Below are 23,428 nucleotides of genomic sequence, written 5' to 3'. Positions count from 1 at the left end.
AAAATTCGGCGCGGCGCCTGTCGGGCCAACGGAGTAATTGGGGAACAACATGTCAGCTGTTTCGGGGAAAAAACTACTGATCATTGCCATCGCTTGCGGGGTGCTCGCTGCGCTGCTCGGTTGGCTGTATCTGAAGGCCAAGGAGTCCCAGTACCGGGCGGCGTACCAGCCGGCCGCCCAGGTGATGGTCTCGGTGATCGTGCCCAAGGTCGATATCGACAAGGCTCAGTCGCTGACGCCAGAGAACGTCGCGGTGATGGATGTGCCGAGTGACTACCTGCCCTCGAACGTGGTTATGTCCGATGACTGGCCGAAGCTGGAGAACCGCATGACCGTTCAGGCCCTGCAGAAGGGCCGGCCGATTACCTGGGAGTCGGTGGAGCAGGACGGCGTGTCGCGCTTCTCGGAGAACGTCGAGCTGGGCAAGCGCGTGAAGACGGTGAAGGTCAGCAAGATCAATTCGTTCGATGGCATGTTGCGCCCTGGCGACCGCATCGACCTGCTCGGTACCTTCTCCTCTACCGACATCGGCCTGCAGGAGCAGCTCAACTACTCGGACGAGGTGGTCATCAACGTGCTGCAGGACGTCGAGGTGCTCGCTGCCGGTCGCGAGGATGCCAAGGGCCGCAAGTACGAGAACTTCTACGACCGCAGCACGCCTGACGGCTTCAACATGAACTTCTCGACCCTGTCGCTGATGCTCACGCCGGCACAGGTAGCACGCGTGGAGCTGGCCGAGAAGGCCGGCGAGCTGGTTGCCGTATTGCGCCACCCCAAGGACAGCAGCGCTGCTGAGTTGGGGCAGGTCACTGTGTCCAGCCTGTTGGACCCACTGCCTGCGGAAACGGTCGATGTCGTGCTCGATGCTGACGGCAAAGTGCTAGGGCGCATCGTTGGTGACAACGTGGTGGACATGAATGGCCGCATCATCGGCCATATCGTCGACGGCCAGGCCGTCGGTCTCGACGGCAAGGTCATGGGCCGCATCGTGCGCGGTCTGTCAGCCGACGATCCGCTGCTGCGCATGCGTGACCGCGCCACCGTGGTGCGTGACGCCGAGGGCAATGTGATCGGCAAGGTGGTCGATGGCAAGGTGGTCGATGCCAAGGGCAATGTCATCGGCTCCTATCAGGACGGCAAGGCCGTAGGCCTGGACGGCAAGGAGCTGGGGCGGGTGGAGAAGAATGCCGCGCTCGACTCCAGTGGCCGGGTGATCGACATGAGTGCTTCGCAGGTGCAGGGGGCCGGAGCCGATATCAGCGGCAAGCTGGTCAACGGCAAGCTGGTCGATGCCCAGGGCAATGTGATCGGTACGCGGGGCGAGATCGTCCGCGATGCCAGCGGCAAGGTACTTGGCCGAGTGGTGGACGGCAAAGTGATCGGCGCCGATGGCAAGGTGCTCGGCACCATCAAGGATGGCGTGGCCGTCGGCAGTGACGGCAAGGTGCTGGGCAAGGTCGAGCAGGCCGTGCTTGGTAGCGATGGCAAGCCGATGGCTGATGCAGTGCTGGTGGTGCGCGATGCCAACGGCAACGCCATCGGCACTGTGGTCGGCAACGACGTGATCGACAGCCAGGGGCGCAAGGTCGGCACCGTGCGTGACGGCAAGGTCTACGACATGGCCGGCAATCTCAACGCCAATGCCGAGGTCGGCCTGCGCAAGGATGTCCAGCAGGTCGTGCGTGATGCATCGGGCAAGGTGCTCGGCAACGTGCGTGGCGACACCCTGTATGGCACCGACGGCAAGGCCATCGGCAAGGTGGTCGACGGCAAGGTGGTGGATGGCAACGGCAACGTGCTCGCTCGCGGCGTCAGCGTCGGGGTGGAAACCCCGCGCGATGTGCCGTCTACCACTGCTCGCCGCGAAAGCACTCGCACCATTCAGTTTATCCCGGGCGGTACCGGCAAACAGGGGGTTCTGCCGATACAGACGCTACGCCTGGAGTAGGGCAGGGCTCCTGCAGCGATGACTGAACCTCGCTAGGGGGCGACAGGAGCGGACAGGGGCCGCTCCTTGACTGGCGAACAATAAATAAAGAATGAGCAAGACCAAACCAGGGCAAAACAAGATGCGATCTCTAGTAGGAATGCTGGCAATCCTGTGCCTGAGCCTTTCGGCGCAGGCCACCGTACTTCCCACCTCGCTGGTGTTGTACGACGGCGATGTGCGTGTTCTCAAGGCGCCGGGTGTCGAGCGTGTGGCGGTCGGTAATGTCGACCTGATCAGCGCGACCATGCTGAAGAACGAAGAGGTCGTGCTTACCGCCCAGCAGGATGGCGAGACCACCGTGCACGTCTGGTTCGAGGATGGCAGTCGTGAGCAGATGAGCGTGGTTGTCGCCAAAGGCAATGGCTATCGCCAGATGCCGGAGCTGCGCGCCATGCTGTCCGGCATTCCTGGAGCACGCATCCGGACCGTGGGTCGTCAGGTGGTGATCGATGGTCGCGTCAGTGCCGAGCAACTGGTGCAGATCAAGGATGCGGTCAAACCCTACGGTGACAACGTCATCGTGCTGGCCGAGGAGCAGACTGGAGCGGCAGCCAAGTCAGACGCTAGCGAAGTGCTGAGCGAAGTGCAGGCCATGCTCGGCAAGATTCCCGGCATCAGCATCAAGGCCGTAGGGCGGCAGATCGTCATCGACGGCAGCCTCGATCAGGTCGACATCAATCGCATCGAACTGGTGCAGAAAAGCTATCCGGACGTGCTAGTGCTGGCTCAGCTGACCTCCGAATACGATGCGCCGATGGTGTATTTCGACGTGCGCATCACCGAGTTCGCCAAAGATGATGTCGAGGAGCTGGGTGTCAACTGGAGCACCAGTATTGACGGTCCATATGTAGGCTTTGGTGCCGATGGTGGCAGTGTCCAGACTATCGACGGCTGGCAAGGCTATTGGGGTATCGCCAGTGAGCTGACTTCGCGTATCAACCTGCTGGAGAAGAACGGCTCGGCGCTGACTTTGGCTTCGCCGCGCCTGTCTGCGCGCAGTGGTGGCAAGGCGCAACTGACTGTCGGTGGCGAGGTGCCGGTGGTGACCAGCAGCATCAGCGGCCCGTCGGTGGAGTACAAGGACTTCGGCATCCTGCTCAACATCGAGCCCAAGCTGTACGGCAGCGACCAGGTCGCGACCAAGGTGCAGGCTGAGATCAGCCAGCTCGACAAGGCCAACCAGGTCGGCGAGTACCCGGCGTTCAAGACCCGCCGCACGGAAAACGACGTGCAACTGCGCGTTGGCGAGACCCTGGTGCTCTCTGGCCTAGTCACCGAAGACAGCCAGACTTCCCGCGAAGGTCTGGTCTGGTTGAAGGATCTACCTGTGATCGGAACCCTGTTCCACAACAAGAGCTTCAAGGGCAATCGTACCGAACTGGTGATCTTCATCACTCCGCGTCTGCTAACTGAGGCACCGGACTCGGTGAGCGCCCAGGAGCTCAAGCGCCAGGACAAAATGATCGAGCGCTATCGGCAGAGTGCCGGGGCCATCGAGCTGATCGACTGAGGCCGCCATGTTCGAGATCGAAGTCACCTATCGCGATGGCAAGCCGCTAGAGAAGCTGACCTGCGCCAGCGCCTACTGCGAGCTAGGGCGGGCCCGCTCTGGTCTGATTCGCCTGCGCGGTTGGAAAGTCGCGCCGGTGCATGCGCGTATCGAGCATTCGCTGGCCGGGCTGTTCGTCGAAGACGTCAGTCGTGGCTACGAGGTCTACGTCAATGATCGCGCGGTCTCGCGGCATGGCCCGCTGACGCCGGAGGATGCCATCGCCATTGGTGGCTACCTGGTGCGAGTGCGTGCCCTGCATCCGCAGACCAGTGACGAGCCGGAAAGCCTCGCTCCGGTAGGCGCGGAAGACTGCGTCGAGTTGCAGGAAGAGCCTGATCTCAACCATGCCTACATGGAGTGGGCACAGTTCATCCAGGGCGAGCTGTTCCGCGCGCTCGACCTGCGGCGGATGAACCTCGACAGCATGGATCACGATCAGGTCCGCACCACGCTGTCCGGGCTGATCGACGAGATCCTCCAGCAGGTCGGTGGCCGCCTGCCAACGCTGAATACCGAGACGCTGCGCAAGATCGTGCTGGACGAGGCCATTGGCCTCGGCCCGCTGGAAGACCTGATCGCCGACAGAACGGTCAGCGAGATCATGGTCAACGCCCATGACGATATTTACGTAGAGCGCTCCGGTCGCCTGGAGAAGACGCCAATCAACTTCAGCTGCAATGCCGCTGTGTTGTCGACCATCGAGCGGATCATCTCGCCTCTCGGTCGGCGTATCGACGAGAGTTCGCCGATGGTCGATGCGCGCCTGAAGGATGGCTCGCGCGTCAATGCCATCATTCCACCGCTGGCGCTGCGCGGGCCATGCCTGACCATTCGTAAGTTCTCCGACAAGAAGCTGACCACCGATGACCTGCTGGGCTTCGGCACCATCAATCCACAGATGGTCGAGTTCCTTCGTACCGCCGTGGAGCAGCGTCTGAACATCGTGGTGTCTGGTGGTACTGGCTCGGGCAAGACCACTCTGCTCAATATCCTCTCCAACTTCATTCCGGTGGCCGAGCGCGTGGTCACGGTGGAGGATGCCGCCGAGCTGAAGCTGGTGCAGCCGCACGTGGTATCGCTGGAGGCGCGCCCGGCCAACATGGAGGGCAAGGGCCAGGTGACCATTCGTGATCTGGTGCGTAACTGCCTGCGTATGCGCCCGGACCGCATCGTGGTCGGCGAGTGCCGGGGCGGTGAGGCGCTGGATATGCTCCAGGCGATGAACACCGGTCACGATGGCTCTCTGACCACCGGCCACGCCAACAGCCCGCGCGACATGCTGCGGCGTCTCGAGGTCATGGTGCTGATGGCCGGTATGGACCTGCCGGTTCAGGCCATTCGTGAACAGATCGCCTCGGCGGTGCAATTGATCGTGCAGCAGACGCGCTTCGGCGATGGTTCGCGGCGCATTACCAGCATCAGCGAGATCACCGGGATGGAGCAGAGCACCATCCAGCTCAACGAGATCTTCCGCTTCCAGCAGACCGGCTTCGACGAGAACGGCCGGGTCAAAGGGCACTTCCAGGCAACCGGGCAGGTTCCGGAGTTCTATGAGGCCCTGGCTAAGCGCGGCATTCCGGTGAACCTGGGTATCTTCCAGGCGAGTGCGGAGCTATGAGTGAGCTCCTGCTGCTCGGATGCATCGCCGCGCTTGGCGCAGCAGTCGGCATTGCCGCTGTGCTGCTGGCCGACCGGGTCTCGGATTTCTTCGTCTTCTACAAGCGGCAGTTTTCGCGCAACGCAGAGCTCGAAATGGCCGACATGTTCATCTTCGCCAACGGGCGCAAGGTGTTCGTGCTCAACCTGATGATCATGATCTTGGTGCCGTTGCTGCTGCATGCGCTGTTCCAGATCCTCGTGGTGACGATCGTGGGGGCGATAGTCGCGCTGTTCGTGCCGCGCATGGTGCTCAAGCAGATGAACAAGAAGCGCCTGCTGAAGTTCGAGGAGCAGCTCCCCGACGCCTTCATGCTGCTATCCGGCAGCCTGCAGTCCGGGGCCAGCCTGAGCATGGCGCTGGAGAACGTGGTGCAGCAGTCGCCTGCGCCGTTGTCCCAGGAGTTCGGTCTGCTGATCAAGAACATCCGCCTCGGCGTGACCCTGGAGGATGCCCTGCTCAAGCTGGAGAAGCGCATTCCACTGCCATCTTTCATCATGGCCAGCTCGGCCATCCGCATCAGCCGGGAGGTCGGTGGCAACCTGGTCGAAACCATCAACGGTATGGCCGCCATGCTGCGACGCAAGCGCGTGATGGAGGGCAAGATCGATAGCCTGACTGCCCAGGGCCGCGCCCAGGGTACGTTCATGGCGCTGCTGCCAGTGTTTCTCGCCGGCATTCTCAGCGCCATCGAACCTGAGGCCATGAGCCAGCTCTACACCACCCGCAACGGCCTGATGGTGCTTACGGTGATGGTGGTGATGGAAGTGCTCGGCTTCATGTCCATCAAGCGAATTACCCGGATCGATGCATGACTGAACTACTTGCCCTTCTCAGCAGCGCCGGCTTGGGCATCGCTGTCACCAGCACGTTGCTGATCTTCGTCTGGCTGCTGTCCCTGCTGCCGGACGAGAACCGCGCCTACATGGACCCCGTGCCTGGCTGGGTCAGGCCGATCTGGCCGCTGGTGCGCATGGTCAGCCATTTCGTGTGTAGCAACATTGCACCGCAACACATGGATCGGCTCGACCAGAAGCTGCAGAAGACCGGCGCGCTCTACGTGCTGACAGCCGAAGACTTCCTCGCCCTGTGCATCACGCTGGCCGTGCTCTTCCCGCTGGCGGCCGCGTTGCCGATGGCGACCGGCAAGAGTGGCATCATCTGGTCGGTCCTGCTGGTGATGATGCTCATGGGCGCGGTCCTGCCGGTGATGTGGATCAGCGATACGCACAAGCGCCGTGACCGTGACATTGTGCGTAACCTGCCGGTATTCCTCGAATACCTGACCATGTGCGTGGATGCCGGCCTGAACTTCCTCGGCGCCTTGCAGCAGGCGGTGGACAAGGGGCCGAACGGGGCGATGAAGAACGAATTCCGCATCGTTCTGCGTGACATTCGTTCCGGCCTGCCGCGCTCGGAAGCACTGCAGCGCATGGAGGAACGGGTCAATCTCAAGGACCTGACCACTTTCGTGCGCTCGGTGATCCAGGCCGAGAAGATGGGTAGCAGCCTGCGCAATACCCTGAAGATCCAGGCGGAGCAGCGCCTCGAGGAGCGTTTCCAGCGTGCCGAGAAGACTGCCATGCAGGCGCCGGTGAAGCTGATCATCCCGCTGATCATGTTCATCTTCCCACTGACCTTCGTGATTCTGCTGTTCCCCATTGTGGTCAAGTTCATGGGCCAGTCATGAACGCTCAGATCATCCATCAAGGCGCGGGGCGCGAACCCACGCCGCTACTGCTGGAGCGGGCTGCCACGCCCTGGACGCGTCTGCGTGGCTTGCTCGGGCGCAGCGGCTTGGCGGCTGCACAAGGGTTGTGGATCAGCCCGTGTAATTCGGTGCACTGCTGCTTCATGCGCTTTGCCATCGACGTGCTCTACCTGGACGCCGAGCGGCGCATCGTGCAGATACGGCACAATCTGAAGCCCTGGCGCTTCAGCGCCTGCTGGCGCGCTCACAGTGTGATCGAACTGGCTGCCGGTGAATGCCGGCGTCTGAACATAGAATCTGGAGATAGCCTCAAATGCGAATCCTGAGTCTCGCCCTGGCCAGTCTGTTGCTATCGGGCTGTGCGGGCCTGATGCCGGCATCCAACCTGGTCGAGTTGCAGAACTCGGCCAACCGCGATTACGCCGCCGGTGACTTTGAGCGTGCAGCCGATCAGTACCGTCGCTTGGCCAAGGCCATGCCCAACGATGCCGGTGTGCGTTACCAGCTCGGCAACAGCCTGGCCCGCCAAGGTGATGTACAGGCCGCCATCGAAAGCTACCGTGAAGCACTGTTGCGCGATCCCCAGCATGCACGTGCCTGGCACAACCTGTTGCAGGTGCAACTACGCGAGGCACTGTTCACCGCCGGCGAGATGCAGAAGACCCTGAGTCCTCAGCAGCCTCAGGCCGACCGGGCGCTGGGGCTGGGTGAGCGCCTGCTCGATGTGATGGAAAATCATGGCCAGGCTACTGGGCAGGAACCCTGAGATGAGGCTGCGCACCCAGCAGGCACAGGCGATGACGGAATTCCTCATCATCATCCCGGTGCTGATCCTGCTGATCTTCGGAGCGGTGCAGGCAGCCTTCATCTATTCAGCCAAGACCGGCCTGAACTACGCCACCTTCCAGGCTGCCCGTATCGGGGCCATGAATAACGCGCAGTACGCCGACATGCGGCGTGGCCTGCTGCGTGGCATGTATCCGATGTTCTCCCAGTACCAGGATGAGGACGAGCGTCTGGAGCATACCGCCGAGGAAGTCGACAACTACGTCCTGATCACGCGGATTAACCCTGACAGCGCAGCCTTCAATGCCTGGGCAGAAGAGCAGGAGGACCCTCTGGGTGACGGTGAGGCTTATGATGCGATTCCCAACGACAATCTGATGTACCGCCCCATGCAGCAAAGCCCTGTGTCGATTCAGGACGCCAATCTGCTGAAGATCCGGGTGCAGTACTGCATGAAGCTGATCGTGCCGATGGTCGACTATCTGCTGAGCTCGACCTCGAAATTCGTCGATCGCAACAATGCCAACAAGGATCCGGCTAGTTTCCGCGAGGTTTCGCGGAACACCAGCGCCAACTATGGTGATGTTTGTCGCAGTCGGCGTGGCTACGTGGTCTCCGCAGAGGCGACGGTGCGTATGCAGAGCGCGGCAGTGGACGACGACCAGTGCGAGAGTGGCGGGCGCATGATCTGCCCCTGAACGCTCAGCTAATAAAAAAGCCCCGCGCTGGCGGGGCTTTTTTATTGGGGGAAGATCACTCTTCCATCTGCGACTGCAGGTAGTTTTCCAGGCCGACCTTGTCGATCAGGCCCAGCTGGGTTTCCAGCCAGTCGATGTGTTCTTCCTCGGACTCAAGGATGTCTTCCAGCAGTTCGCGGGTGCCGTAGTCGCCGACGCTTTCGCAGTAGGCGATGGCGGCTTTCAGGTCCGGTACGGCGGATTGCTCCAGCTTGAGGTCGCAGCCGAGCATTTCCTTGGTGTTCTCGCCGATCATCAGCTTGCCCAGGTCCTGCAGGTTGGGCAGGCCTTCGAGGAAGAGGATGCGCTTGATCAGCTTGTCGGCATGCTTCATCTCGTCGATGGATTCTTTGTATTCGTGCTTGCCGAGCTTTTCCAGGCCCCAGTCTTCATACATGCGCGCATGCAGGAAGTACTGGTTGATGGCCACCAATTCATTGCCGAGGATCTTGTTCAGATGCTGAATGACCTTCTTGTCGCCTTTCATGATGAGCCTCGCCCGAATTTGGTGGTTGATAGGCTGGAAGTTTGCGCCGCAAGTTGTAGTTGGTCAAATATAAGTTGTTGAATTATATATAAAAATTAATATAAATAAGAATGTTTAGCTTCCGCGTTAAGTCGCTAAATCATTGATATATTTCGATAAATATAAGCCGCGCTTTCAATGAGTCGCGGCTAATGATTTTGGCTCGCATGGAGAAATTTTCGACATGTTGCTGAGAGTGGCCGCCGATGCGGTGGTGTTACTGCACTTGCTATTCATTCTGTTCGTGCTGGGCGGTGGGCTACTGGTGCTGCGCTGGCCGCGTCTGGCCCTGTTGCACCTGCCCGCAGCGGCCTGGGGCGTGGCGGTAGAGTTGCTGCACCTGTATTGCCCGCTAACGCCGCTGGAGAACCAGTTGCGCCGGGCGGCAGGGGAGGTCGGTTATGCCGGCGGCTTCGTCGAGCATTACCTGATCCCGCTGATCTACCCGGCCGGGTTGACCCCGCAGATTCAGCTCTGGCTCGGGGCTTTGGTGCTGGTGGTCAATCTGCCGGTGTATGGCTGGCTGTTGTGGCGCCTGTGCCGGCGGCGCTGAGCGGCTCACCGGGCCGTCTTCTGGCCCGTCATTCAGCCGCCTGATGCTGCGCCGCGCGGCGTATTGCCTTGGCTACACTCGCCGCAACCTCACCACAGAACAAGGCAACAACACTATGCAAAACCGCATGATGATCACCGGCGCCGGTTCCGGTCTGGGACGCGAGATCGCCCTGCGCTGGGCGCGCGAAGGCTGGCGCCTGGCGCTGTGCGACGTCAACGAGAGCGGCCTGGCCGAGACTCTGAAGCTGGTCCGCGATGCCGGCGGCGACGGCTTCACCCTGCGCTGCGACGTGCGCGATTACAGCCAGCTGACCGCGGTGGCGCAGGCCTGCGAGGAACGCTTCGGCGGCCTGGATGTACTGGTCAACAACGCCGGTGTTGCGGCAGGCGGCATGTTCGCCGACCTCAGCCTGGAAGACTGGGACTGGCAGCTGTCGATCAACCTGATGGGCGTGATCAAGGGCTGCAAGGCCTTCCTGCCGCTGCTGCGCGCAAGCAAGGGCAAGGTCATCAACATCGCCTCCATGGCGGCGCTGATGCAAGGCCCGGCGATGAGCAACTACAACGTGGCCAAGGCCGGTGTAGTGGCGCTCTCGGAGAGCCTGCTGATCGAGCTCAAGCCTGAAGAAGTCGGTGTACATGTGGTCTGCCCGTCGTTCTTCCAGACCAACCTGCTGGACTCCTTCCGTGGTCCGACCCCGGAGATGAAGCAGCAGGTCGGCAAGCTGCTGGAAGGCAGCCCGATCAGCGCTGCGGACATCGCCGCCTACATCTACGACGAAGTGGCCAAGGGCGAGTTCATGATCCTGCCGCACGAGCAGGGGCGCATGGCCTGGGCGATCAAGCGGCAGAACCCGCAGATCATCTACGACGAGATGACCAAGATGTGCGAGAAGATGCGCGCCAAGATGGGCACGGCCTAATTCTCGCGGGTAAGAAAAAGGGCAGCCTCGGCTGCCCTTTTTCATTTCTGCTGCTGGCTGTTAGCCGGCGACCAGGATACGGATCGCCTCCAGGCGCAGCGCTGCTTTGTCGAGGAAGCTCAGGCCGCTCTCGCGCTGCTTGCGCAGGGCTTCGATCTCGGCCGGGCGTACCGTCGGGTTGACCGCCTGCAGCGCGGTCATGCGCGCGATCTCTTCGTCCAGCGTGTCGGTGAAGCGCTGGCGCGCCTCGCTCACGCGATCGTTGTGGCGCGGCGCGATCTTCGCCTCGGCGGCATTGATCTGCTTGGCCAGTACATCACGCTGGGCCTGCACGAACTTGTTGGCGCTGGCGCGCGGCACTGGTTCCAGCTGGTCGTTGAGGGTGTCGAAGGCGACCTTGCTGGCCAGGTCGTTGCCGTTCGGGTCGAGCAGGCTGCGCAGCGCCACCGGCGGCAGGTAGCGGCCCAGTTGCAGGGCCTTGGGCGCCACCACTTCGCTGACGTGCAGCAATTCGAGCAGCACGGTGCCAGGCTTGAGCGCCTTGTTCTTGATCAGCGCCACCGCGGTGTTGCCCATCGAGCCGGACAGCACCAGGTCCATGCCGCCCTGCACCATGGGGTGTTCCCAGGTGAGGAACTGCATGTCTTCGCGGGCCAGGGCCTGGTTGCGGTCGTAGGTGACGGTCACCGCCTCGTCGTCACCGAGCGGGAAGCTGGCATCCAGCATCTTCTCGCTGGGGCGCAGCACCAGGGCGTTCTCGGAGTGGTCCTCGCTGTCGATGCCGAAGGCGTCGAACAGCTCTTCCATATAGATCGGCAGGGCGTACTGGTCATCCTGCTCATGGATTTCCTCGACCAGGCGTTCACCTTCGCCGGCGCCACCGGAGTTCAGCTCCAGCAGGCGGTCGCGGCCGCTGTGCAGCTCGCCTTCGAGGCGTTCGCGCTCGGCGCGGGCTTCGTCGAGCAGGGGCTGCCAGGTGCTGTCGTCGCTGTCTTCCAGCAGCGGCAGCAGGCGCGGGCCGAACTGGTGCTGCAGGGCGTTGCCGGTCGGGCAGGTATTGAGGAAGGCATTCAGCGCCTGGTGGTACCACTGGAACAGGCGCTCCTGCGGGCTGTTCTCCAGGTACGGCACATGCAGCTGGATGATGTGCTTCTGGCCGATACGGTCGAGGCGGCCGATGCGCTGCTCGAGCAGGTCCGGGTGGGCCGGCAGGTCGAACAGCACCAGGTGGTGGCTGAACTGGAAGTTGCGGCCTTCGGAGCCGATCTCGGAGCAGATCAGCACCTGGGCGCCGAATTCCTCGTCGGCGAAGTAGGCGGCGGCGCGGTCGCGCTCGAGGATGCTCATGCCCTCGTGGAACACGGTGGCCGGGATGCCGGAACGCACGCGCAGGGCGTCTTCCAGGTCCATCGCGGTTTCGGCGTGGGCGCAGATCACCAGGACCTTCACGCGCTTGAGCATCTTCAGGGTGTCGATCAGCCAGTCGACGCGCGGGTCGAACTTCCACCAGCGAGTCTCTTCGCTGCTGTCCTGCGCCTGGTAGCTGACTTCCGGGTAGAGGTCGGCATGCTCGCCAACCGGCAGCTCCATGTACTCCACCGGGTTGGCCAGCGGGTAGGGGTGCAGCTCGCGCTGCGGGAAGCCCTGCACGGCGGCGCGGGTGTTACGGAACAGCAGACGGCCGGTGCCGTGGCGGTCGAGCAACTCGCGGATCAGCCGCGCCGCGGCGCCGCTGTCGCCATCGGTGACCGCGGCCAGCAGGGCCTCGCCCTCGTTGCCGAGGAAGCCGCTGATGGTGGCGTGGGCCTTGTCGGACAGGCGGCCCTCGTCGAGCAGCTCCTGCACCGCTTCGGCGATCGGCTTGTAGTTGGCGCTCTCGGCGCGGAACGCGGCGAGATCATGGAAACGGTTCGGATCAAGCAGGCGCAGGCGGGCGAAGTGGCTTTCCAGGCCCAGCTGTTCCGGGGTGGCGGTGAGCAGCAGCACGCCGGGGATGACCTCGGCCAGTTGCTCGACCAGGCGATATTCGTCGCTGGCCTTTTCCGGGTGCCAGACCAGGTGGTGGGCTTCGTCGACCACCAGCAGGTCCCAGCCGGCGGCGAAGGCAGCGTTCTGGGCCTTCTCGCTGTCCTTCAGCCATTCCAGGGCAACCAGCGCCAGCTGGGTGTCCTCGAACGGGTTGTCGGCATCGCTCTCGGCGAAGCGCTCGGCGTCGAACAGCGCGACCTGCAGGTTGAAGCGGCGGCGCATCTCCACCAGCCACTGGTGCTGCAGGTTCTCCGGAACCAGGATCAGCACGCGGCTGGCGCGGCCGGAGAGCAGCTGGCGGTGGATCACCAGGCCGGCCTCGATGGTCTTGCCCAGGCCCACTTCGTCGGCCAGCAGTACGCGCGGGGCCATGCGGTCGGCCACTTCACGGGCGATATGCAGCTGGTGCGCGATCGGCTGGGCGCGAGCGCCGCCCAGGCCCCACAGGCTGGACTGCAGCAGGCGGCTCTGGTGCTCCAGGGTGTGGTAGCGCAGGGCGAACCAGTTCAGCGGGTCGATCTGCCCGGCGAACAGGCGGTCGCTGGACAGGCGGAACTGGATGAAGTTGGACAGCTGGGTCTCGGGCAGGCTGTAGGGTTCGTGCTGGGCGTCGAAGCCGTGGTAGACCAGCAGGCCGTCGACGTCCTCGACTTCCTGGACGGTCAGCTTCCAGCCTTCATAGTGGGTGATCTCGTCCCCCGGAGCGAAGCGCACGCGGGTCAGCGGGGCGTTGCGCAGGGAATACTGGCGGGTCTCGCCGGTAGCCGGGTAGAGCACGGTGAGCAGGCGCCCGTCGGAAGTGAGGATGGTGCCGAGTCCGAGTTCCGCCTCGCTGTCGCTGATCCAGCGTTGTCCCGGTTGATACTGCACAATGCCACTACTTGCCATGAAATGCCCCAGCTGCGAAAAAAGCCGCGTATGTTAGCGGAACGCCGCGCCGAGGGCGACGCCCGTCGCTGAATCAATGCGTGCGTCCTGAGTCGAAAGTGTAGCGGTCGTTCAAGTCGCGAACCGACCGGCCGACAGTAGGGTTAACAGGAGGCACCCGGATGCTACCGCCCATTCCTCACAGTCTGGTCCCCGTCACCGCCCAGCAGGACGTGGTCAAGCCGCGCCCTGACATCCCGCCCGTGACGCCGACCAACGAGAGCGCCAACGAGAGCGCGGTGGGCCTGGACAAGCGGCATCCGCAGGAGGCCGAGGAGCTGCTGCGCGAGGAGCAGCGCCGTCGCCAGCGGCGTGGCTACACCGCCGAGGAGCTGGCCGAGCTGGAGGCCAACAGCCCCGAGGAAGAGAAGCTGCTGGAAGAAATCCCGCGCCAGGGCCTATGGGTGGACGTGGAAGTCTGATCGGCGTGGACCTGTTCGATTCGCAACCGCTGCAGCTGCCGGGCGCCGAGCTGGATTACCAGCCGCACTGGCTCGACCCCGTCACCGCCGACATCTGGTTCCAGCAACTGGCCGCCGAAACGCCCTGGGAGCAGCCGCAGCTGCAGATTCACGGCCAGTCCTTTCCTGTGCCACGCCTGCTGGCTTGGTACGGCGACCCCGAGGCCAGCTACCGCTACTCCGGCCTGCTGCATCAGCCGCTGCCCTGGACGCCGCTGCTGAGCGAGATTCGCCGCCGCGTGGAGGATGTAGCCGGCCAGCCGCTCAACGGCGTGCTGCTCAACTTCTACCGCGATGGCAACGACTCCATGGGCTGGCACAGCGACGACGAGGCCGAGCTGGGGCCCAATCCGTTGGTCGCCTCGCTCAACCTCGGCGGGCCGCGGCGTTTCGACCTGCGGCGCAAGGGCAGCGGGCGTATCGAGCACTCGTTGCAACTCGATAGCGGTTCGCTGCTGGTCATGGCCGGCGCAACGCAGCATCATTGGCAGCATCAGGTGGCGAAGACCCGCAAGCCGGTGGCGCCACGCATCAACCTCACTTTTCGCCTGATCCGGTCCCGACCATGAGCGACGACAAGCTGATCGACTTCGCCGCCGAGCGCGGCAAGCGCATCCACGACCTGCACGACAAGAAGCTGGATGATATGCGCCAGGCCTTCGAGCAGGCGCTGCCGCTGCCCAAGGGCAAGAAGCCCAAGAGCAAGCCGAAGAAGAAGCGCTGAGCCCTTCAGCGCCTGAGCTCCACCCACCTGCGGCGCCCTGTCGCGGTGCCCACCCTCGCGGACATTGATCCGCGTCAATTCCCGCCGCCACAGCTCCTCTAACCTGAAGCCATCAAGACAAGGCTCAGCACAGGAGGCAGCCATGTTCCTCGACACAGTGGTTATCGCCGGTATCGGTACAGTCGCGCTGATGGTCGCCTTCTTCGGCGGCGTCGGTTACTTCATCTGGAAGGATTCTCACAAGCCGGCCAAGGCAGCGGTCAAGGCCGAGTAATCCCTCCGAAACAGTGCACGCAAGGCATTTAGGGCGACTTCGGTCGCCCATTTTTTTGCCTGAAAAAAAGAGGCCCGCACGCGGCGGGCCTAAACGTGGGTCTAGCGTCGTCGTTGCCACAGGCGGAAGGCCGGCTCAGCGAAGAACAGCACGCACATCAGTCGCAGCACCTGCAGCCCGGTGATCAGCGGTACCGACAGGGCCAGCGCCTCGGCGGTCAGGCTCAGCTCGGCGATGCCGCCGGGCATCATGCCCAGCATCAGCGAGCGGTGATCCAGCGCGCCCAGCCAGCTCAGGGCCTCGGCCACCAGGGCGGCGGCGAGCATGGCCAGCAGGGTGGCGACCAGCACCAGGCCGATGAAGCGCGGCGCGCGGCGGAAGAACTCGCGGCTGAAGTGGCAGCCCAGGGCGCTACCGATCAGCCACTGGCCGACCTCGCTGGTGCCGCCCGGCAGGCTCAGCGGGCGATCCAGCCAGACCGCGCCAATGGCGCAGAACAGGATCGGTCCGAGCAGCCAGGGGTTGGGCTGGCGCAGGCGCTGCCAGAGCAGGGCGAACAGCGCGCCGCCGGCCAGCAGCGCCGCCAGGGTCGGCAGGTCGCTCGCGCCGCCGCTATGCGCCAATACCGGTGCGGCTCCCAGCCACCACTGGAACAGCGCAGGCACGCAGAGCACCACCAGCAGCAGGCGCACACTTTGCCCGGCTGCCACCTCGCCTGTCTTGGCGCCGTTGCGTTGGCCGAGGTTGACCATCTCGCTGGCGCCGCCGGGCATGCTGGCGAAGAACGCCGTGGCCCGGTCGACGCCGGCGCGGCGCAGCAGGGCGATGCCGATCAGGCAGGTCAGGCTGGTGACCAGAGCGCCGACCAGCAGCACGTCGCCATGGGCGAGCACCTGTTCCAGCACCTCCGGGCTGAAGTGCAGGCCGATGCCGGTGCCGACCAGCCACTGGCCGAGCTTGCGCGCGCCAGGCACCTCGCCGAGGTCGAAGCCGCCTAAGCAGCGCAGCAGCATCAGCGCCAGCAAGGAGCCGACCATCCACGGCAAAGGCCAGCCGATCAGGCTGGCCAGGTAGCCGCCGGCGGCGCCGGCGACAGGGGTGAGTAGCCAGTTAGGCATGGGCCGCCTGCAGCTTGCGCCGGTTGCGCCACCAGCGCAGGCCTGGCAGGGCCAGCATCAGCGCAGCCAGGGTCCAGAGGCCGACTGTGATCGGGCTGGACCAGAGGATCGCCAGGTCGCCGTTGCTGATCGACAGGGCGCGGCGCAGGTTGGATTCCATCATCTCGCCGAGGACGAAGCCGAGGATCAGCGCCGACAGCGGGAAGTCCATCTTGCGCAGCAGGTAGCCGAACAGACCGAGCGCGGCCATCAGCACCAGGTCGAAGGTGGTGCTGTGCACGGCGTACACGCCCACCACCGAGATGATGGTGATGGCCGGCACCAGGATCCAGGTCGGCACGCTGAGCATGCGGGCGAACAGGCCGACCAGCGGGATGTTCATCACCAGCAGGATGACGTTGCCGATGAACAGCGAGGCGATCAGGCCCCACACCACGTCCGGCTGCTGCTCGAACAGCAGCGGACCGGGGGTGATGTTGTACAGGGTCAGGGCGCCGATCATCACCGCGGTGGTGCCCGAGCCGGGCACGCCGAGGGTCAGCATGGGGATCAGCGAGCCGCAGGCCGAGGCATTGTTGGCCGCCTCCGGCGCCGCCACACCACGCAGGTCGCCCTCGCCGAAGCGGCTGCTGGCACCGGCCATGCGCTTCTCGCTCATGTAGGTGATGGCGCTGGCGATGGTCGCCCCGGCCCCCGGCAGCACGCCGATGACGAAGCCGGCCAGCGAACTGCGCACGCTGCTCCACCAGGTGAAGGCGAACTCCTTGGCGTTGAACAGCATGCGCCCGCTGGCCTTGACCGCCTGCTGGCCGGTGCTGGTGTGTTCGAGCATCAGCAGGATCTCGCTGACGCTGAACAGGCCGATGACCACGATGACGAACTGGATGCCGTCGGACAGGCCGACGCTGTCGAAAGTGAAGCGGTACACGCCGGTGGTGGCGTCCACCCCGACCGTGGCCAGGCCCAGGCCGATCAGCGCGGCGAGCAGGGTCTTGACCGGCTTGTCGCCGACCATGCCGCCCAGGCAGGCGATGGCGAACACCATCAGCACGAAGTACTCGGCCGGGCCGAAGGCCACCGCCCAGTTGGCCAGGATCGGCGCGAACAATACGACGCCTATGGTGGCGATAGTGCTGCCGATGAACGAGCTCATGGCCGACAGCGACAGGGCGATGCCCGCCTTGCCCTGGCGCGCCAGCGGGTAGCCGTCGAGGGTGGTCATGATCGCCGCGGCGTCGCCCGGCACGTTGAGCAGGATGGCCGAGATGCGCCCGCCATACTCGCAGCCCAGGTACACGGCGGCGAGCAGGATCAGCGCGGTCTCCGGCGGCAGGCCGAGGGCGTAGGCCAGCGGCAGCAGGATGGCCACGCCATTGATCGGGCCGAGGCCCGGCAGCAGGCCGACAATGGTGCCGACGAAGGCGCCGAACAGCGCCACCAGCAGGTTGGTCGGGCGGGTGGCGACATCGAAGCCCTGCATCAAGAAATTCAGCGTTTCCATCTCAGCTCTCCAGGAAAGCAGCGAACAGGCCGAGCGGTAGCGGCACGTCCAGCAGATAGTCGAACAGGCCATAGAGCAGTACGCCCATCAGCACGCCGCTGACGGCGCTGAGCAGCACGCGGCCACCGAACAGCAAACCGAGGCCGAAGCCGATCAGGGCTGTGCTGAGGATGAAACCCAGCGGCTCGAACAGCAGGGCGTAGGCGAGCAGGGCGCCGATGCACAGGGCTACCTTGCGTGCCAGGGCCCAGGAAATCGGCAGGGTCGGCTCGTCGCTGGGCTTGCACAGCAGCCACATTGCCGAGGCGGCCATCAGGATCAGCAGCAACAGCGGGTAGGCGCGGGGGCCAACCGGGTCATACGAGAAGGGGGCCTGGAAGCCCCAGGCGACCACGGCGAGAAAGGCGCAGACGAGCAGCCACACCGCGGCGAACAGGCGGACGTACATGAGGAGTTCCTCGTGATAGGGAGCGGCGGGAAGCGTCGCGAGCGACGGAAAGGCAAGGTGGAAGGTGGCGAGGGGAGGGAGTTGGGTTAACCCAATGACCGAACCGAGCCGCCTTCCAACACAGCCTTTCCTAGCGCAGCAGCTTCCCTACTGGACCAGGCCGAACTCGCTGGCCAGGGCCTTGTAGTCCTGCACCTGCTTGAACACATAGGCCTTCAGCTCGTCGCCGGTCATGTTCAGCGGGAACAGGTCGCGCTGTTCACGCAGCTTGGCGAACTCCGGGCTGGCCAGCAGAGTGTCGAACTGGGCCTTCCACCAGGCGAAGTCGGCGTCGCTGACCTCCGGGCCCATGTAGAAGCCGCGGATCACCGGCCAGACGATGTCGTAGCCCTGTTCCTTGGCAGTCGGCAGGCCTTCCAGCTTGCCCGGCAGGCGCTGGTCGGAGAGCACGGCGAGGATGCGGATCTTGTTCGCCGCCAGTTGCGGGGTAACTTCGCCGAGGCCACTGGAGGTGACCTGCACATGGCCGCCGAGCATGGCGGTGAGGGTCTCGCCGCCGCCCTCGAAGGCCACGTAGCGCAGTTCTTTGGGATCGATGCCGGCGGCGCGGGCGATCAGCGCGGTCTGCATCCAGTCCTGGCCGCCGATGGTGGCGCCGGCGCCGAAGACGATGCCGCCTGGGTTCTGCTTGAGGGCCTGGACCAGGTCGTCGAGGGTCTTGTACGGCGAGTCGGCGCGCACACTGATGGCGCCGTAGTCGGTGCCGATGCCGGCCAGCCAGCGCACGGCGTTCTCGTCGTAGCGACCGAACTTGCCCTGGGCCAGGTTGAGCAGGGAGCCGGAGGAGAACGCGGTGATGGTGCCGGCGTCCTTCGGTCGCTGGGCGACCACCGCGTTGTAGGCCACGGCGCCGACGCCGCCGGGCATGTAGGTCACGCGCATCGGGGCCTCGAGCAGGCCGTTGTCTTTCAGGCCGCTCTGGGCCAGCTTGCAGGTCAGGTCGAAACCGCCGCCGGGCTTGGCCGGGGCGATGCATTCGGGGCGCTTGGGTTCGGCCAGCAGCTGGCTGGACAGCGCCAGGGCGCCGAATGCCAGGGCGATACGCGACAGGGCAGTATTCATCATCTTCTCCTGTGGAGTTTTATTGTGGCTTACCAGATCGGCAGGGAGTAGCCGACGATCACACGGTTCTCGTCCGCGTCGCGGGCGAAGCTGGAGCGGAAGCTGGCGTTACGCAGGCGCACGTAGAGGTCCTTGAGCGGGCCGCTCTGTACCACGTACTTGACCTCGGTGTTGCGTTCCCACTCGCGGCCTTCTTCGTCGCTGCCGGTCACCTGGGCGTTGTCGCCCTTGATGTAGCGGGTCATGAAGCTCAGGCCGGGTACGCCGAGGGTGGCGAAGTCGAAGTCGTAGCGTGCCTGCCAGGAACGTTCCTCGGCATTGGCGAAGTCGTTGATCTGCACGAAGTTGACCAGGAACGGGTCGCTGCCATCGACGTAGGCGAAACCGGTGTCGCCAGTCAGGTGCTGGTAACCGAGGCCGACCTTGTGCCCGCTGTAGGCGTAGGAGACCAGGCCGTTCCAGGCGTTGTTGTCGACCTTGCCGGCCTCGGCCGAGCCGCTGTCGTCGCTGATCGAGACGCGCAGGTCGGCGCTCAGGGTGCCGCCGCCCAGCGGCTGGCTGGCGAGCAGGCCGAGGAAGTGCTGGCGGTAGATGTCTTCGACGTCGGCGTAGTAGTAGCGCGCCGTCATGCCCTTGGCGAAGGTCCAGTCGATGCCGGCCAGGTCCATGTGCTCGGCGGTCACGCCGCCGGCGAAGCGGCCGTTCTTGCTGTTGAGGATGATGTCTTCGGAGTTGGTCGAGGCGCGGTCGATCACCTTGTCGAAGCGCCCGCCGAGCAGGCTCAGGTTGTCGATCTCGCTGGAGCTCAGTAGGCCGCCCTCGAACACCTGCGGCAGCAGGCGGCTGTCGCTGGCCTTGACCACCGGCAGCTCGGGGATGTGCGAGCCGTAGCGCAGTTCGGTCTTGGAAATCTTGACCTTGCCGGTCAGGCCCAGGCGGCCGAATTCGTCCGGGGTGCCGCCGTCGTCCTGTACTGGCAGCAGGTCGGTGCCGGTGCGGCCGCCACCGGAGTCGAGCTTGACGCCGAGCATGCCGAGGGCGTCCAGACCGAAGCCGACGGTGCCTTCGGTGTAGCCGGACTGGATGTCGAGGAGGAAGCCCTGGCCCCATTCCTCGCGCTTGTTCTGGCCGGTGCCTTCACGGAAGTCGCGATTGAGGTAGATGTTGGTCGTGGTGAGGGTGGCGCTGCTGTCTTCGACGAAAGCGGCTTGGCTGGTCGTGGCAGCAGAACTGGCGAGAATAGCCAGGGCGAGGCGGTTCGCAGGCAGTGCGATGCGCATGCAGGTGGTCTCCGATTGTTGTTCTTGTCGCGCCGGAGCAACCACGCACCCGGCACTCTGATGGGTGGTTCTTGCCACCCTGGCCGCGATCCTAGGTAGCGAAGCTTTCGCCAGGCTTTCAGCGTGAAAGAAAGTCGCCGCGGCCTTCACAGCGCCCGCTCGCTGGTTAAACTCGGCTGCATAACTACAAGGTCGTGGAGTGTGCTGCCGTGCGAATCCTGCTGGTCGAGGACCATCTGCCCCTGGCTGAAAGCGTGGCCCAGGCCCTGCGTGGCGCGGGCCTGACCGTCGATGTGCTGCATGACGGAGTGGCCGCCGAGCACGCCCTGGCCAGCGAGGATTACGCCCTGGCGGTGCTCGACGTGGGCCTGCCGCGGCGTGACGGTTTCGAGGTGCTCGCCCACCTGCGCAGCCGTGGCAAGACCCTACCGGTGCTGATGCTCACTGCGCGCGGCGAGGTCAAGGATCGCGTCCACGGCCTCAACCTCGGCGCCGACGACTACCTGGCCAAGCCCTTCGAACTGACCGAGCTGGAGGCGCGGGTCAAGGCCCTGCTGCGGCGCAGCGTGCTCGGCGGCGAACAGCAGCAGCGCTGCGGCGAGCTGGTCTACGACCTCGGCACGCAGCGCTTCACCCTGGGTGAGCAGCCGCTGACCCTGACCTCCCGCGAGCAGGCCGTGCTGCAGGCGCTGATCGCCCGGCCCGGCCGGGTGATGAGCAAGGAGCAGCTGGCCGACCAGGTGTTCGGCCTGGACGAAGAGGCCAGCGCCGACGCCATCGAGATCTACATCCACCGCCTGCGCAAGAAGCTGGAAGGCGCGGCGGTGCGCATCGTCACCTTCCGTGGCCTGGGTTATCTGCTGGAAGCCGTCAGTGAGTGAGGTCGCGGCCGGCAGCCTGCGCGGCCGGCTGCTGCGGCGCCTGGCGGCGCTGCTGGCGATTCCGCTGCTGATTGGCAGCCTGAGCGCCTACTGGAACGGCCGTCACGCCGCCGACGCCGCCTACGACCGCACCTTGCTGGCCTCGGCTCGCGCCATCGCCGATGGCCTCTACACCGAGGAAGGCAAGCTGCGCGCCGACGTGCCCTACGTGGCGCTGGATCCTTTCGCCTATGACCTGGAGGGGCGCATCTTCTACGAGGTCAGCGACCTCGACGGGCATCTGGTGTCGGGTTACGAAGGCCTGCCCGATCCGCCGACCGGTACGCCGCGCACCGACGAATATCCGGCGCTGGCGCGTTTCTACGATGGCGAGTTCGATGGCGTCGGCGTGAGGGTGGTCAGCCTGCTGCAGCCGGTGTCCGAGCCGGGGATGAACGGTATCGCCGAGATCCGCGTGGCCGAGACCGACATCGCGCGGGTGCGCATGGCCCGGGGGCTGTTGCTCGATACCCTGTGGCGCATGGGCCTGCTGGCGCTGATCACCCTGGCCCTGGTGTGGCTGGCGGTGAGCGCGGCGCTGCGCCCGCTGGAACGCCTGCGTTCGGCGGTGGAGGAGCGCCAGCCGGACGACCTCAGCCCCTTGCCGCTGGTGCAGGTGCAGGACGAGCTGTTGCCGCTGGCATCGTCGCTCAACCACTTCACCGAACGCCTGCGCCAGCAGTTCGAGCGCCAGGCACAGTTCATCGCCGATGCTTCCCACGAGCTGCGCACGCCGCTGGCGGCGCTCAAGGCGCGCATCGAACTGGGCCTGCGCGAGCGCGAGCCGGAGCGCTGGTACAGCACTCTGGAGAAGGCGGCGCAGAGCACCGACCGTCTGACTCATCTGTCCAATCAGCTGCTGTCGCTGGCGCGTATCGAGCGCGCTGCACGCGCCGTCGCCGAGGGTGGTGCGGAACGCCTGGACTTGACTGCGCTGGCCCGCGAGCTGGGCATGGCGCTGGCGCCGCTGGCGCACCAGCGTGGCGTCACTCTGGCGCTGGAGGCGGAGGCCGAGGTGTGGCTGCGCGGCGAGCCGATGCTGCTGCACGAGCTGATCTATAACCTGGTCGACAACGCACTGGTGCACACGCCGGGCGGCAACGTGGTGGTACGGGTGCTGGCGCCGTCGCTGCTGGAGGTGGAGGACGACGGTCCGGGCATCCCGGCGGACGAGCGCGAGCGGGTGTTCGAGCGCTTCTACCGCAGCAATGCCCAGGGCAATGGCGCCGGGCTGGGCCTGGCGATCGTCGGCGAGATCTGCCGCGCCCATCGCGCCGAGATCGAACTGGGGCAGGGCGTTCTGGGCGGCCTGCTGGTGCGGGTGAGTTTTCCGCCGGCTCAGTAGGCCAGGCTCAGCGGCTGCTGTACTTCCAGCAGGTACTGACTGACCTTGCCACTGTCCTGCAGGGCCTTGAGGCCACGGTTGAACTGGGCCATGCGCTCGGCATTGCCCGGCACCTGCTTGGAGAGCATCAGGTGCAGGCTGTCACTGCGCAGTGGCAGCGGGTGGAAGGACAGTTGCGCGCGCTCGGCGCGGCTGAACTTGCTGTGCAGCATGTCGAAGGCCACCACCTTGTCCATCGGCAGCACGTCGATGCGTCCGGCCAGCAGCATGCGCAGGGCCTGTTCCTCGTTGCCCAGGCGCTTCACCTTGATCAGACCATCGCGCTCGGCACCCTGGAAGTCCTGACCGTAGTCGTAGTTGATGGCGCCGCCTATGCGCACGCCGGCGAGGTCCTTCGCGGTACTCCATTCGAGGGGGTGGTCCTTGCGGTGGAACAGGTGATAGCTGCTTTCCACCACCGGATCGCTGACATAGAAGGCCTGCTCGCGCTCGGGGCTGCGCAGCCACACGGCGCTGCCGTCGCTCTTGCCGTGTTCGGCGTTGTGCAGGGCGCGGGCCCAGGGGTAGAACTCCCAGGACACCTGCACGCCTTCGAGGGCGAAGGCCTCTTCGACGATGCGCGAGGCGACGCCGTGGTGCGGCAGGTCCTGGCCGAGGTAGGGACTCCACTCGCCGTTGGTCAGGCGAACTTCGTCGGCAGTGGCGGCAAGCGGGAGGAGCAGAGTGAACAGCAGCGACAACAGACGCATGGCACGTTTCCTTCCCCTGAACTGAGCGGTACGGAACCGATTCCATCGGCGCCGTGGCGTACTACTTCTATCGCCGCCCGCTACCGCGTGGGTA

Annotated in this window: 24 protein-coding genes; 16 read left to right on the top strand and 8 right to left on the bottom strand. The window is 64.7% G+C overall.

Translation table 11 applies throughout. The annotated features are described in order from the left end of the window. Positions 1 to 49: 49 nt before the first annotated feature. The 8 genes from cpaB to IP89_RS10465 all read left to right on the top strand — a co-directional run bounded on the left by cpaB (position 50) and on the right by IP89_RS10465 (position 8,394). Complete coding sequence (gene cpaB, locus IP89_RS10500; protein WP_081963219.1) at positions 50 to 1,948, top strand: Flp pilus assembly protein CpaB; 1,899 nt, start codon at positions 50 to 52, stop codon at positions 1,946 to 1,948. A 139-nt stretch (positions 1,949 to 2,087) separates the two neighbouring features. Next, on the top strand, positions 2,088 to 3,500 hold the full coding sequence (locus IP89_RS10495; protein ID WP_052081029.1) for a type II and III secretion system protein family protein: 1,413 nt from the start codon (positions 2,088 to 2,090) through the stop codon (positions 3,498 to 3,500). Between the two features lie 7 nt (positions 3,501 to 3,507). Continuing rightward, positions 3,508 to 5,160, top strand: a complete 1,653-nt coding sequence (locus tag IP89_RS10490; RefSeq protein ID WP_043309431.1) for an ATPase, T2SS/T4P/T4SS family — start codon at positions 3,508 to 3,510, stop codon at positions 5,158 to 5,160. Continuing rightward, positions 5,157 to 6,014: a type II secretion system F family protein gene (locus tag IP89_RS10485; RefSeq protein ID WP_043309430.1), complete on the top strand. Its 858-nt coding sequence runs from the start codon at positions 5,157 to 5,159 to the stop codon at positions 6,012 to 6,014. The genes IP89_RS10490 and IP89_RS10485 overlap by 4 nt, the downstream gene beginning before the upstream one ends. Further along, complete coding sequence (locus IP89_RS10480; protein ID WP_043309429.1) at positions 6,011 to 6,889, top strand: type II secretion system F family protein; 879 nt, start codon at positions 6,011 to 6,013, stop codon at positions 6,887 to 6,889. The genes IP89_RS10485 and IP89_RS10480 overlap by 4 nt, the downstream gene beginning before the upstream one ends. Further along, complete coding sequence (locus IP89_RS10475; protein ID WP_043309428.1) at positions 6,886 to 7,236, top strand: DUF192 domain-containing protein; 351 nt, start codon at positions 6,886 to 6,888, stop codon at positions 7,234 to 7,236. The genes IP89_RS10480 and IP89_RS10475 overlap by 4 nt, the downstream gene beginning before the upstream one ends. Continuing rightward, complete coding sequence (locus IP89_RS22755; RefSeq protein ID WP_052081028.1) at positions 7,224 to 7,676, top strand: tetratricopeptide repeat protein; 453 nt, start codon at positions 7,224 to 7,226, stop codon at positions 7,674 to 7,676. Before IP89_RS10475 ends, IP89_RS22755 begins: the two co-directional genes overlap by 13 nt. 1 nt (position 7,677) lies before the next feature. Further along, the gene (locus tag IP89_RS10465; RefSeq protein WP_043309427.1) at positions 7,678 to 8,394 is read left to right on the top strand and encodes a TadE/TadG family type IV pilus assembly protein; all 717 of its coding nucleotides are present in this window, start codon (positions 7,678 to 7,680) and stop codon (positions 8,392 to 8,394) included. Between the two features lie 55 nt (positions 8,395 to 8,449). Here the strand turns inward: IP89_RS10465 and bfr are convergent, their stop codons facing one another. Further along, a complete protein-coding gene (bfr, locus tag IP89_RS10460; protein WP_043309426.1) occupies positions 8,450 to 8,920 on the bottom strand; it encodes a bacterioferritin in 471 nt (156 codons plus the stop codon). A 223-nt stretch (positions 8,921 to 9,143) separates the two neighbouring features. Here bfr and IP89_RS10455 point away from each other — a divergent pair, with 223 nt between their 5' ends. Together IP89_RS10455 and IP89_RS10450 are read left to right on the top strand one after the other, a co-directional pair. Beyond that, a complete protein-coding gene (locus IP89_RS10455) occupies positions 9,144 to 9,512 on the top strand; it encodes a DUF2784 domain-containing protein (protein WP_043309425.1) in 369 nt (122 codons plus the stop codon). A gap of 115 nt (positions 9,513 to 9,627) precedes the next feature. Beyond that, entirely contained in the window at positions 9,628 to 10,437 is an 810-nt protein-coding gene (locus tag IP89_RS10450) for an SDR family oxidoreductase (RefSeq protein ID WP_043309488.1), read from the top strand. A gap of 60 nt (positions 10,438 to 10,497) precedes the next feature. Here the strand turns inward: IP89_RS10450 and rapA are convergent, their stop codons facing one another. Further along, entirely contained in the window at positions 10,498 to 13,353 is a 2,856-nt protein-coding gene (rapA, locus tag IP89_RS10445; protein ID WP_043309424.1) for an RNA polymerase-associated protein RapA, read from the bottom strand. Positions 13,354 to 13,514: 161 nt separating this feature from the next. Here rapA and IP89_RS10440 point away from each other — a divergent pair, with 161 nt between their 5' ends. From IP89_RS10440 to ccoM, 4 genes are all read left to right on the top strand, one after another. After that, complete coding sequence (locus IP89_RS10440; RefSeq protein WP_043309423.1) at positions 13,515 to 13,814, top strand: hypothetical protein; 300 nt, start codon at positions 13,515 to 13,517, stop codon at positions 13,812 to 13,814. A 5-nt stretch (positions 13,815 to 13,819) separates the two neighbouring features. Next, positions 13,820 to 14,422 carry an alpha-ketoglutarate-dependent dioxygenase AlkB gene (locus IP89_RS10435; RefSeq protein ID WP_043309422.1) on the top strand — a complete coding sequence of 201 codons (603 nt, stop codon included), beginning with the start codon at positions 13,820 to 13,822 and terminating at the stop codon, positions 14,420 to 14,422. Next, positions 14,419 to 14,577, top strand: coding sequence for a hypothetical protein (locus IP89_RS23525; protein WP_177326864.1), 159 nt, complete (start codon positions 14,419 to 14,421; stop codon positions 14,575 to 14,577). Before IP89_RS10435 ends, IP89_RS23525 begins: the two co-directional genes overlap by 4 nt. A 142-nt stretch (positions 14,578 to 14,719) precedes the next feature. After that, a complete protein-coding gene (gene ccoM / locus IP89_RS23720) occupies positions 14,720 to 14,851 on the top strand; it encodes a cytochrome c oxidase subunit CcoM (protein WP_043309421.1) in 132 nt (43 codons plus the stop codon). Between the two features lie 101 nt (positions 14,852 to 14,952). Here ccoM and IP89_RS10425 read toward each other — a convergent pair whose 3' ends face one another. The 5 genes from IP89_RS10425 to IP89_RS10405 form a co-directional block, all read right to left on the bottom strand. After that, positions 14,953 to 15,969 (bottom strand): AbrB family transcriptional regulator, encoded by a 1,017-nt coding sequence (locus IP89_RS10425; RefSeq protein WP_043309420.1) that lies wholly within the window; start codon positions 15,967 to 15,969, stop codon positions 14,953 to 14,955. Next, on the bottom strand, positions 15,962 to 17,470 hold the full coding sequence (locus IP89_RS10420) for a tripartite tricarboxylate transporter permease (RefSeq protein ID WP_043309419.1): 1,509 nt from the start codon (positions 17,468 to 17,470) through the stop codon (positions 15,962 to 15,964). The genes IP89_RS10425 and IP89_RS10420 overlap by 8 nt, the downstream gene beginning before the upstream one ends. Position 17,471: 1 nt before the next feature. Beyond that, entirely contained in the window at positions 17,472 to 17,918 is a 447-nt protein-coding gene (locus tag IP89_RS10415; protein WP_043309418.1) for a tripartite tricarboxylate transporter TctB family protein, read from the bottom strand. Positions 17,919 to 18,065: 147 nt separating this feature from the next. Beyond that, positions 18,066 to 19,040, bottom strand: coding sequence for a tripartite tricarboxylate transporter substrate binding protein (locus IP89_RS10410; RefSeq protein ID WP_043309417.1), 975 nt, complete (start codon positions 19,038 to 19,040; stop codon positions 18,066 to 18,068). Between the two features lie 29 nt (positions 19,041 to 19,069). Further along, on the bottom strand, positions 19,070 to 20,320 hold the full coding sequence (locus IP89_RS10405; protein ID WP_043309416.1) for an OprD family porin: 1,251 nt from the start codon (positions 20,318 to 20,320) through the stop codon (positions 19,070 to 19,072). A 209-nt stretch (positions 20,321 to 20,529) separates the two neighbouring features. On the opposite strand from IP89_RS10405, the gene IP89_RS10400 reads away from it, so the two are divergent. Then, positions 20,530 to 21,201, top strand: coding sequence for a response regulator (locus IP89_RS10400; RefSeq protein WP_043309415.1), 672 nt, complete (start codon positions 20,530 to 20,532; stop codon positions 21,199 to 21,201). Beyond that, positions 21,194 to 22,585, top strand: coding sequence for a sensor histidine kinase (locus tag IP89_RS10395; RefSeq protein ID WP_043309414.1), 1,392 nt, complete (start codon positions 21,194 to 21,196; stop codon positions 22,583 to 22,585). The genes IP89_RS10400 and IP89_RS10395 overlap by 8 nt, the downstream gene beginning before the upstream one ends. Here the strand turns inward: IP89_RS10395 and IP89_RS10390 are convergent. Then, complete coding sequence (locus IP89_RS10390; protein ID WP_043309413.1) at positions 22,579 to 23,334, bottom strand: ABC transporter substrate-binding protein; 756 nt, start codon at positions 23,332 to 23,334, stop codon at positions 22,579 to 22,581. The two genes, IP89_RS10395 and IP89_RS10390, sit on opposite strands and share 7 nt — an antisense overlap. Between the last annotated feature and the right edge of the window lie 94 nt (positions 23,335 to 23,428).

Source organism: Pseudomonas sp. ML96 (assembly GCF_000761545.1).
Classification (GTDB): domain Bacteria; phylum Pseudomonadota; class Gammaproteobacteria; order Pseudomonadales; family Pseudomonadaceae; genus Aquipseudomonas.
Note: the sequence above shows the minus strand (reverse complement) of the source record. Positions and strands in the feature narration are given on the sequence as shown.

What these genes read in the sequence shown, in the direction of transcription:
- cpaB (WP_081963219.1), top strand. Translation starts at nt 50, where the DNA reads ATGTCAGCTGTTTCGGGGAAAAAACTACTGATCATTGCCATCGCTTGC.
- IP89_RS10495 (WP_052081029.1), top strand. Translation starts at nt 2,088, where the DNA reads ATGCTGGCAATCCTGTGCCTGAGCCTTTCGGCGCAGGCCACCGTACTT.
- IP89_RS10490 (WP_043309431.1), top strand. Translation starts at nt 3,508, where the DNA reads ATGTTCGAGATCGAAGTCACCTATCGCGATGGCAAGCCGCTAGAGAAG.
- IP89_RS10485 (WP_043309430.1), top strand. Translation starts at nt 5,157, where the DNA reads ATGAGTGAGCTCCTGCTGCTCGGATGCATCGCCGCGCTTGGCGCAGCA.
- IP89_RS10480 (WP_043309429.1), top strand. Translation starts at nt 6,011, where the DNA reads ATGACTGAACTACTTGCCCTTCTCAGCAGCGCCGGCTTGGGCATCGCT.
- IP89_RS10475 (WP_043309428.1), top strand. Translation starts at nt 6,886, where the DNA reads ATGAACGCTCAGATCATCCATCAAGGCGCGGGGCGCGAACCCACGCCG.
- IP89_RS22755 (WP_052081028.1), top strand. Translation starts at nt 7,224, where the DNA reads ATGCGAATCCTGAGTCTCGCCCTGGCCAGTCTGTTGCTATCGGGCTGT.
- IP89_RS10465 (WP_043309427.1), top strand. Translation starts at nt 7,678, where the DNA reads ATGAGGCTGCGCACCCAGCAGGCACAGGCGATGACGGAATTCCTCATC.
- bfr (WP_043309426.1), bottom strand. Translation starts at nt 8,920, where the DNA reads ATGAAAGGCGACAAGAAGGTCATTCAGCATCTGAACAAGATCCTCGGC.
- IP89_RS10455 (WP_043309425.1), top strand. Translation starts at nt 9,144, where the DNA reads ATGTTGCTGAGAGTGGCCGCCGATGCGGTGGTGTTACTGCACTTGCTA.
- IP89_RS10450 (WP_043309488.1), top strand. Translation starts at nt 9,628, where the DNA reads ATGCAAAACCGCATGATGATCACCGGCGCCGGTTCCGGTCTGGGACGC.
- rapA (WP_043309424.1), bottom strand. Translation starts at nt 13,353, where the DNA reads ATGGCAAGTAGTGGCATTGTGCAGTATCAACCGGGACAACGCTGGATC.
- IP89_RS10440 (WP_043309423.1), top strand. Translation starts at nt 13,515, where the DNA reads ATGCTACCGCCCATTCCTCACAGTCTGGTCCCCGTCACCGCCCAGCAG.
- IP89_RS23525 (WP_177326864.1), top strand. Translation starts at nt 14,419, where the DNA reads ATGAGCGACGACAAGCTGATCGACTTCGCCGCCGAGCGCGGCAAGCGC.
- ccoM (WP_043309421.1), top strand. Translation starts at nt 14,720, where the DNA reads ATGTTCCTCGACACAGTGGTTATCGCCGGTATCGGTACAGTCGCGCTG.
- IP89_RS10425 (WP_043309420.1), bottom strand. Translation starts at nt 15,969, where the DNA reads ATGCCTAACTGGCTACTCACCCCTGTCGCCGGCGCCGCCGGCGGCTAC.
- IP89_RS10420 (WP_043309419.1), bottom strand. Translation starts at nt 17,470, where the DNA reads ATGGAAACGCTGAATTTCTTGATGCAGGGCTTCGATGTCGCCACCCGC.
- IP89_RS10415 (WP_043309418.1), bottom strand. Translation starts at nt 17,918, where the DNA reads ATGTACGTCCGCCTGTTCGCCGCGGTGTGGCTGCTCGTCTGCGCCTTT.
- IP89_RS10410 (WP_043309417.1), bottom strand. Translation starts at nt 19,040, where the DNA reads ATGAATACTGCCCTGTCGCGTATCGCCCTGGCATTCGGCGCCCTGGCG.
- IP89_RS10405 (WP_043309416.1), bottom strand. Translation starts at nt 20,320, where the DNA reads ATGCGCATCGCACTGCCTGCGAACCGCCTCGCCCTGGCTATTCTCGCC.
- IP89_RS10390 (WP_043309413.1), bottom strand. Translation starts at nt 23,334, where the DNA reads ATGCGTCTGTTGTCGCTGCTGTTCACTCTGCTCCTCCCGCTTGCCGCC.